The sequence below is a fragment of the Methylobacterium trifolii genome (assembly GCF_022179685.1).
Lineage (GTDB): Bacteria > Pseudomonadota > Alphaproteobacteria > Rhizobiales > Beijerinckiaceae > Methylobacterium > Methylobacterium trifolii.
Genome location: NZ_BPRB01000379.1, coordinates 1 through 8,427 on the forward strand (window position 1 = coordinate 1; position 8,427 = coordinate 8,427).

At 66.0% G+C, this 8,427-nt stretch carries 8 protein-coding genes; 6 read left to right on the plus strand and 2 right to left on the minus strand.

The window, feature by feature from the left end; all coding sequences use genetic code 11:
* The coding region (locus tag COGEMETH_RS24785; RefSeq protein WP_238185327.1) for a Wzz/FepE/Etk N-terminal domain-containing protein at positions 1–435 on the minus strand (435 nt) is incomplete at its 3' end.
* Positions 436–598: 163 nt separating this feature from the next.
* Between COGEMETH_RS24785 and COGEMETH_RS24790 the strand changes: the two genes are divergently transcribed.
* Together COGEMETH_RS24790 and COGEMETH_RS24795 are read left to right on the plus strand one after the other, a co-directional pair.
* Positions 599–1,408, plus strand: a complete 810-nt coding sequence (locus COGEMETH_RS24790; RefSeq protein WP_238185328.1) for a glycoside hydrolase family 16 protein — start codon at positions 599–601, stop codon at positions 1,406–1,408.
* Between the two features lie 12 nt (positions 1,409–1,420).
* Entirely contained in the window at positions 1,421–2,944 is a 1,524-nt protein-coding gene (locus COGEMETH_RS24795; protein WP_238185329.1) for an oligosaccharide flippase family protein, read from the plus strand.
* A gap of 349 nt (positions 2,945–3,293) precedes the next feature.
* Here the strand turns inward: COGEMETH_RS24795 and COGEMETH_RS24800 are convergent, their stop codons facing one another.
* On the minus strand, positions 3,294–3,572 hold the full coding sequence (locus COGEMETH_RS24800; protein ID WP_238185330.1) for a hypothetical protein: 279 nt from the start codon (positions 3,570–3,572) through the stop codon (positions 3,294–3,296).
* A gap of 334 nt (positions 3,573–3,906) precedes the next feature.
* On the opposite strand from COGEMETH_RS24800, the gene COGEMETH_RS24805 reads away from it, so the two are divergent.
* The 4 genes from COGEMETH_RS24805 to COGEMETH_RS24820 form a co-directional block, all read left to right on the plus strand.
* Entirely contained in the window at positions 3,907–4,614 is a 708-nt protein-coding gene (locus COGEMETH_RS24805; protein WP_238185331.1) for a sugar transferase, read from the plus strand.
* A 74-nt stretch (positions 4,615–4,688) separates the two neighbouring features.
* Positions 4,689–5,897, plus strand: a complete 1,209-nt coding sequence (locus tag COGEMETH_RS24810; RefSeq protein WP_238185334.1) for a glycosyltransferase — start codon at positions 4,689–4,691, stop codon at positions 5,895–5,897.
* Between the two features lie 37 nt (positions 5,898–5,934).
* Complete coding sequence (locus COGEMETH_RS24815; RefSeq protein WP_238185332.1) at positions 5,935–7,194, plus strand: polysaccharide pyruvyl transferase family protein; 1,260 nt, start codon at positions 5,935–5,937, stop codon at positions 7,192–7,194.
* An 18-nt stretch (positions 7,195–7,212) separates the two neighbouring features.
* The coding region (locus COGEMETH_RS24820) for a hypothetical protein (RefSeq protein WP_238185333.1) at positions 7,213–8,427 on the plus strand (1,215 nt) is incomplete at its 3' end.

Sequence of the window (8,427 nt, forward strand, 5' to 3'; positions counted from 1 at the left end):
GCTATCCGTGTTCGGGCGCAGTAACGACTTGATCAGTGCGATCGGATTGAACAACCCGCCGGTCGAGAAGGCCGGATTGTCGATGAGGTCCTGTTCGCGAATCACGCGCAGGCTGATGCGCTCGGAACTAAGGACCTCGATCTGGCTCTCGACCCGCGCATTGTCGAGGGGGGTCTCAAGGCGGTTAGGCTCTTGTAGGACAATCTGTGATTCGGACGGATCGATTAGAATCTGCGCCATTGCCGTGTAGATCGGAGTCGCGAAGAAAAGATAAGTGCTCCCAACCGATACCGAAGCCAGCAACGCGCAGGTAATCGTCCGAGTATAACGCCTGAAGAAGCGGTGGATCTGCCTGAGGCTGACGGTTTCCTCGGCCGCAGAATCACCGCCATGTCCGAAATTTGCGATCGACGTGTTGCCAACTCGGTCGAGCATGACGCGGCAGCCACCTTCGTGACATGAGGGAACCGAAACCAAACCGACTACGACCGAACAATTGGCGGCCCGATCGAAACTCCGTTCGAAAAAGAGTGTAGACGTAGCCGTTACGTTTTGGCAATCTCAATCACATTAATTGCCACACAACGAAATGCATATCGTGACAGCAGACTCGCTCCGGGCGGTTGCGTTCCTCTCCGTTTTGATGGCTGCAGGCGTCGTGCCCATCGCACCATCCCGCGGGGAGGCGCCGATAATCGGGGCGGAACTCGACCTGTCGGCATGGACGCGGACGTTCACGGATGATTTCGACACTCTCGACATCTCCGCCCGCGGGCCCGGTACGCGCTGGACCGCTCATGTGCCCTGGGGCGGCGATTTCGGGGATGCCCGTTTCACCGATCCCGTGGCCGGGTTCCCGTTCACGGTTTCGGGCGGTACCTTGAGGATTGAGGCCCGGAAGGTCGCCGGTATCTGGCGATCGGGGTTGATCGCTTCGGTGGACTCCAAGGGGATTGGGTTCGCGCAGCGCTACGGATATTTTGAGATCCGGGCCCGCATGCCGTCGGGGACCGGGGTGTGGCCGGCCTTTTGGCTAGTCGGCCTCGATCGATCGACGACGACGGCGGAGATCGACGTGCTCGAGTATTACGGAGCCTACCCGGACCAGTTCAAGTCCGTGGCGCATGTCTGGAACCGCCAGGACGCCCGCTCGAGCTACAGCAGCGCCAACCGACATGCGGCGCCGGGCGCGACCGAGCGCTTCAACACCTTCGGCGCCGATGTCGAGGAGGAGTGGATCACCTTCTACTTCAACCGCCGGGCCGTGTGGCGCACGCCGACGAAGCCCGAGCATCGACAGCCGCTCTACGTGATGGCCAACCTTGCTCTGGGCGGCGGTTTCCCGATCACCGACACGCCCGATCCATCGGTGCTCCTGATCGACTACATCCATGTCTACGCGCGCTGAGATGGAGCCCTGATGGCACGGCAGGTCGCGCGAAACTCCCTTCTTTCAGCGATGGCGAGTCTGGCGACGACGTTGGCGGCTGCGGGCAGCACCATCATCGTCGCACGAATCCTCGGGGTCGAGCGCACGGGCGTCGTGACGCTGGCCCTCTGGCTCGTGACCATTGCGGTCACCGTAGCGAGCCTCGGACTCCCCACTGCTATGACGCGGTACATAGCCGAGTCACATGACGGCACCGTGCAGCGGGCACTCGCCCGCCGCTTCCTGTGGCCAACCGTTGCGGCCGCCGGCGTGACGTTCGCCGTCTTCGCGTCCCCGGCCTTAGCCCTCTGGATAGAAGCGACGGACGTGGTCTGGGCCGCTCTCGCGGGGGAGGACCGCCAGACGCGGGTCGCGATCTGGCTCGTGCTCGGCGCTGCCACGACAGCGCAGGTGCTGGGCCAGTATCGCCTCGGGGTTCTCCGGGGGCAGCAGGAGTTCCGTGCCGCGGCCGTAGTGACACTCTGGGCCTTTGCCTTGCAGATGGCTGCGACGCTCGCCGGATGCCTGACCTTCGGCACCCTCGGAGCACTGGCGGGATACGCGCTCGGTGCTGTTCCGGCCGCGCTCTCCTGTCTCGCCACGCGCGGATGCGCGCTACGGCCCTCCAGCGAGATCGTGGCGCGGGTGCGGCGATTCGCGCTCTACGCCTGGGCCGGCTCGGTGATGTCGGCGTTCGTGTGGGCCCGGATCGAGATCTACTTCCTGCAGCGATTCGAGGGCTTCGAGGCGGTAGGGCTGTTCACGGCCGGCCTCACCCTCGCCAGCCTCGCGACCCAGGGGCCGCTCCTCCTTACGGGCGCCCTACTGCCGCATTTCGCTAAGGCACATGCCAGCGGGAAGGTGGACCACCTGCGCGAGGCCTATGCCTCGGCGACGCGCCTCATCGCCTTCCTGGTGTTCCCAGCCGGCCTCGGACTCGCCGCGATCATGCCGGTGGTGATGCCGCTGGTGTTCGGAGAGGCATTCCGCCCGGCGGTCCCCGTGGCGAGTCTCCTCGTCGTAGCATCGGCCATCGGAGCCGCCTCCGTGGTCGGCTCCCATCTCGTCAACGCCCTCGAAAGGAGCGACTTCGTCTTCTACTGCAGCCTGTGCGGAGCGATGCTCGCGGTGGGAGCCGGGTTCACACTGGTGCCCGTCTTCGGCCTGATGGGCGCCGGCGCGGCGCGGGCTCTGATCCAACTCACCATGGTCGCCGCCGGCCTGTGGTTCATCACACGCAAGCTCGGATATCGGGCTCCCCTGCGCGAACTCGCCAAGCTCTTCCTGGCAGCCGGCCTCGCCGCCCTGGCGGCCCGGCTCTGCCTTATCCTGATCCCCGGACGATGGGCGCTCGCAGCCGCGATCCCTGCGGCGATGATCACCTACGTGATCGGCGTGAGAGCCCTGCGCGCGCTCACGCGGACTGATACCGATCGGTTACGGAGCGCTGTGTCGCTGTTGCCAAGGCCACTAAGCCTGTGCGGGAGGCCTGTCCTCATGCTGATCCGGGCTTAAGTCTGTTTGTGCGTGGGGCACCCCGATCGTGGGCATGGTCGAGCCGCATCAAGCGGAGAACCGCCCGAGCGGGCCGGACCGCGCAGGACTCCTCATGCCCGGGATGAATTGACGTCGCAGCGATCCTGCGTGGATTGCCGCGAAGTCTTTGCCGTGCCGCGCTCCTCTAGGCAGGTTCGCGTTTGCAGGCCAACGCGTCGCCCGCTCAGGTCCTTGGTTCGTCACAGGTTCCGATCGCAAGACCACGGGGCATTGCCGCGAAACGTGTTTTGTTCGAATCGGCGCAAGGAAGCGCGTCAAAACGAAGGCTTAGAGACGTGACCCGACCCAACGTGGCCGGGTCACGTCTCTAGTGACGCAACTCCTGCGCGCGCAGCGTATCAGCCGACGGATTCGACCCTGCCTTCAGAGCCGTCGCGGCGCGAAATCGGCCGGCGAACGCGCGCAGGACCAGACCGGCTACGAAACCCGCCTGAAGGCAGACGTAGACGAGGACGGCACTGACAGGTTCCATCACAACGACGGCCAGACCGAACACGACGACCCCGACTACCGAGAACGGGATGAGGGCGACGATGGCCGCCAGGGCGATTCCCACGAGGAACGCGACGACTACCAAGGAGATCATGCAAGGCGCCTCTGACTTTCACACTGCATTTAAAGAGGATGCAACGCGCAATCCTCACGGATCAGCTCCGCGGATGGACCAGAGCGGTAGCATACAATCATGGTCGAACAAACTTCAGTCGCGGCCGGAGTCGATCGGATTCGTGCGGCAAGACATCTTCGTTCTTGGACATATCCGCTTATCTGGTGTGAGTTCGGAGACGCTGGGGACAGGCGCGGCACCTAACTTGACGGACATAAATTTTAATGCATTACAATGCATTTAAGTTAACAACCCGTGAACTTGGCGGAAGGAATTTCCGACCGCCTCGACGGTGTTTACGCGGAGTTGACCAATGCAGGACATGTCGGAGCTTGCGATCGCTTCCGGACAGATCGATGGCGACAGCACATCGCTCTCGACAGCAACCGGTGCTCGTCCACAAGTTGTAGAGCGTATTGGTACGAAGCGAGCTTTCGACGTTGCAGCTGCAATAACGGGATTAACTATTCTGATAGTCGTTTTCGTTTTGGTGGCCGCTTGCATCAAGCTGTCGAGCCGGGGGCCTGTCCTGTTCCGGCATTCGCGGATCGGCCTCAACGGTCAGCGCTTCGATTGCCTCAAGTTCCGCACCATGCACGTGGACGGCCACGCGGTGCTGGAGAAGCACCTCGCCGAGAATGTCTGTGCCCGGGCGGAGTGGGAGCGCACGCAGAAGCTGCGAGACGATCCGCGCGTGACCGCCCTCGGCAAAGTCTTGCGGAAATCGAGCGTCGACGAGCTTCCGCAACTGATCAACATCCTGCGCGGCGAGATGAGCGTTGTCGGGCCACGCCCGATCGTCCAGGCTGAGATCGTCCGCTACGGCACCCACATCCACGATTACTGCAGCGTCAGACCTGGCCTCACCGGATTGTGGCAGGTGAGCGGACGCAGCGACGTAGACTACGCCCAACGCGTCGCCTTCGACTGCGAGTATGTGCTCCGTCGCAGCTTCCTTCTCGACCTCGCGATTATTCTCCGAACGCTACCCGTCGTGTTCGCGGCCCGCGGAGCATGCTGAACGCGACTGCGGCCGAGTTCCGCATTCTTCCACGAAGCTCTCCACCATGCAAAACACTATCACAGGAGTGCGCGATGCGGGTCGCCATCATTCATTACTGGCTCGTGGGCATGCGCGGGGGGGAGAAGGTGCTCGAGGCTCTGTGCCGCCTCTATCCGCAGGCCGACATCTTCACCCACGTCTACGTGCCGGAGGCAGTGTCGGAGACGATCCGTCGGCACCGCGTGAAGACGACGTTCATCGACCGGCTGCCGCGGGCCGCGATTTGGTACAAGCGCTACCTGCCTCTGATGCCGTTGGCCCTCGAGCAGCTTGACCTGCGTGGCTATGACCTCGTGATCAGCAGCGAATCTGGGCCGGCCAAGGGCGTGATCCCGGCCTCGGACGCGGCGCATGTTTGCTACTGCCACTCGCCGATGCGCTACCTCTGGAACATGTCGCACGACTACCGGGACCGATCCGGGGCGATCACTCGAGCGCTGATGCCGAGCCTGTCGCATTATCTGAGGATATGGGACGTGAGCACGGTCGCACGGGTCGACGACTTCGTCGCCAATTCCCATTCCGTGGCCGCCCGAATCCAGCGCTACTACCACCGCCCCGCCACGGTGATCGCGCCACCGGTGGATACGGCGGCCTTCGCGCCCGCCCCCGCCAATGAGCTCGCGAACTATCATCTGATGGTCGGGGAACTCGTGGCCTACAAGCGGCCGGACCTGGCGGTCGAGGCGTTCAACCGGTCCGGCCGCCGTCTCGTGGTCATCGGCGGCGGCGAGATGCTCGGCGCCTTGCGCGCGATGGCCGGCCCCAACGTGGAGATCATCGGCCCGCAGCCCTTCCCGGTGCTCCAGCACCATTATGCCCGGTGCCGGGCGCTGATCTTTCCCGGCGAGGAGGATTTCGGGATCGTGCCCGTGGAGGCGATGGCGAGCGGCCGGCCGGTCGTCGCCTATGGCCGCGGCGGCGCCACGGAGACCGTGATGCCCGGCGTGTCCGGCGTTTTGTTCGACACGCAGGACGTCGAGGCCATCAACGCGGCCGTCGACGAAGCGGACCGCACCGCCTTCGAGCCGGCGCGACTGGTCGCCCATGCACGCCGCTTCGGTTCCGATCGCTTCGCACGCGACATGGCCGATCACGTCGAGGGGGTGCTGGACGCTCATGCGAGCCGGCGTCGCGCCCCGGCCCTTCGGCAGCCGGCCGGCGCGCGGATTCGCGACTACGCAACGCGGCTGCGCGACCCGAGCGGTCTCACGCCGGTCCCGCGCCACGCCGCGGAATAGGTCCGGTCGGGACGACGGCGGCAGACAGAGGCAGGGCATGCGGATCGCGATCTTCAACGTCAAGTACAGTGCCAATCTCGGCGACGGCGTCATTGCCGAGTGCCTGGAGGCGGCCTTGTCCGACATGCCCGGCATCACGGCTCGCTCGCTCGATCTCGCCGGTCGCAGGACATACGGCGAAGGCCTGGGCGCCAGCCGCTCGCGCATCCTCGACCGGTTGCGCACCTTGCCGAGGCCCCTGCGCCATCTCGTGGTGCGCGTGCTGCTCGGCGGGCTCCTGCGCCTGCGCTTGATCCCGCACTGGCGCCGGGCGCTCGCGGATTGCGATGCGGTCATCGTCGGCGGCGGGCAGCTCATCGCGGATGCCGACCTCAACTTCCCCCTGAAGCTGTCCGCGGCCGCTGCCGAGTGCCAGCGGCGCGGCTTGCCGGTGGCGGTCTTCGCCGTCGGCGTCACGCCCGGCTGGTCCGGCGCAGGCCGCCGGCTTCTGCGCCGCCTGTTCTCCAAGAACGTCGTCCAAATCGCCGTCCGCGACGAACGCTCCCGGGACCATCTCAGCCGCTTGCTCGGATGGCGGTCGCATGACGGCCTCGCCCCGGCCTTGTGCCGCGATCCCGGCCTTCTCGCGGCGGAGGTCTATCCCGCCCGCTTGCGGACGGCGCGCACGCGCCCTCTCATCGGCATCGGCATCACGCACCCCGCGGTGCTGCGCCATCACGCCGACGCGCCCGACAGCCTGCCGACCTGCGACGCGGGCTGGTATGCCGACCTGATCCTGGCCGTGCGGCGCACCGGCTACGACGTGGCGTGCTTCACGAACGGCGCCGCGGAGGACGAAGTCCATCTCGCGGCCGTGCGCGAGCGCCTCCGATCGGACGCCCCCGAGGCCGTTGGCACGATCACCTTCGCCGCGCAGCCGCGATGCCCGGCGGATCTGGCCCGGATCGTGGCCGGCTTCGACGCCCTCGTCGCCCACAGGCTCCACGCGCACATCCTGGCGTATGCCTATGCCATTCCCTCCGTCGGCCTGGATTGGGACGGCAAGCTCGGCGCCTTCTTCGCCTCGGTGAAGCGCGAGCGATTCATGGCGACGCCCGGCGGCGCGGTCGGGCTCCTCACGGCCGCCCTACGCTCAGGCCTTGATGCCGGCGTGCGCGAGGTCGTGATCGCGCAGACCCGTCAGGGGATCCTGCGGATGGCGGAAGCCCTGACCGCGGAATGTGCGCTCAGGCGCTCGGCCGCCACGACGCTGCGCGCGCCGAGGCCGGCGGCAGCCCGCGCCGTCTCGGCCGGCTGATCCGGTGCGGGTGCAGCCATGAGCATCGATGCGATCGGGTTTCTCACGCTGGCGGTCGGATTGGCCGCGCTGATGCTCGCTCCGACCTTCGGTCTGCACGCCCTGGTGCTGTCGACCCTGCTCGGCGCAGCCTCGGCCATCACCATCGGCGATCCGACCAAGGGCTCGAGCGTCCAGCCCGCCTACGTGCTGTTGTGCTTCTGCGCGCTCGTCTTGCTCCAGCGCGACCGCTCGCGGGCGCTCCTTCTCAACGCGCTCAGCTTCGGCCAGCCCGGCTTCTGGCTCGTCGTCACTGTGACCTACGGCGCCTTCAGTGCGGCGATCCTGCCGCGACTGTTCGAGAGCCGCGCCTACGTCTACGCGGTGGTGCGCACGGAGGGCGGCCTCGGGCTCGCCCTGCGCCCGCTCGCACCGGGCTCGGGCAACGTCACGCAGTCGATCTACCTGTTCGGCGACATCGTCGCCTTCGCAATCGGCGCCGCCTGTGCCGCGACCGACCGCCGGCTGCGGATCCTCGTCAACGCCTTCCTCCTTTGCGCCGCCGCGAACCTAGTCCTCGGCGCCGTTGATCTCGCGGCGTTTCGGGCAGGCCTCGGCGATGTCCTCGGCATCATCCGGAACGCCAACTACCGGATGTTGCAGGACGGCGAGATCGTCGGCTTCAAGCGCATCGTCGGCTCGTTCCCGGAGGCCTCGTCCTACGCGTACATGACCCTCGGGACGTTCGTCTTCAGCCTGCGGCTGTGGATTTCCGGTGTGCGCGTGCGTCTGTCCGGATCGCTCGCCGGGCTCTCGGCCGCTGCCATGGTGCTGACGACTTCGACGTCGGGCTATGTCGGCCTCATCGCGGGCGTCTGCCTCGCTTACGCCCATTGCCTGTCGCGGGCGACGAACGGGACCGCGACGAGGATCGTCATGACGGTCCTGATCATGGTGCCCGTCTTCGCCCTGTTCGGGATCGTGGCGGTCGCCCTCAACGAGTCTGCGCAGCAGATGCTGATGCAGCTCGGTGAGGCGACCGTCGTCAAGAAGCTCTCGACCCAGTCCGGCATCGAGCGGGGCATGTGGAACGCCCAGGCGATCGAGGTCTTCTTCGCGACGTCGGGTCTCGGCGCCGGCGTCGGTAGCGTGCGCGCGTCGAGCTTCGTCGTTGCCCTGATATCCAACTTAGGGGTGATCGGCACGGCGCTGTATGCGATCTTCCTGTTGAGCGTCCTGCGCCGGGACGGGGTG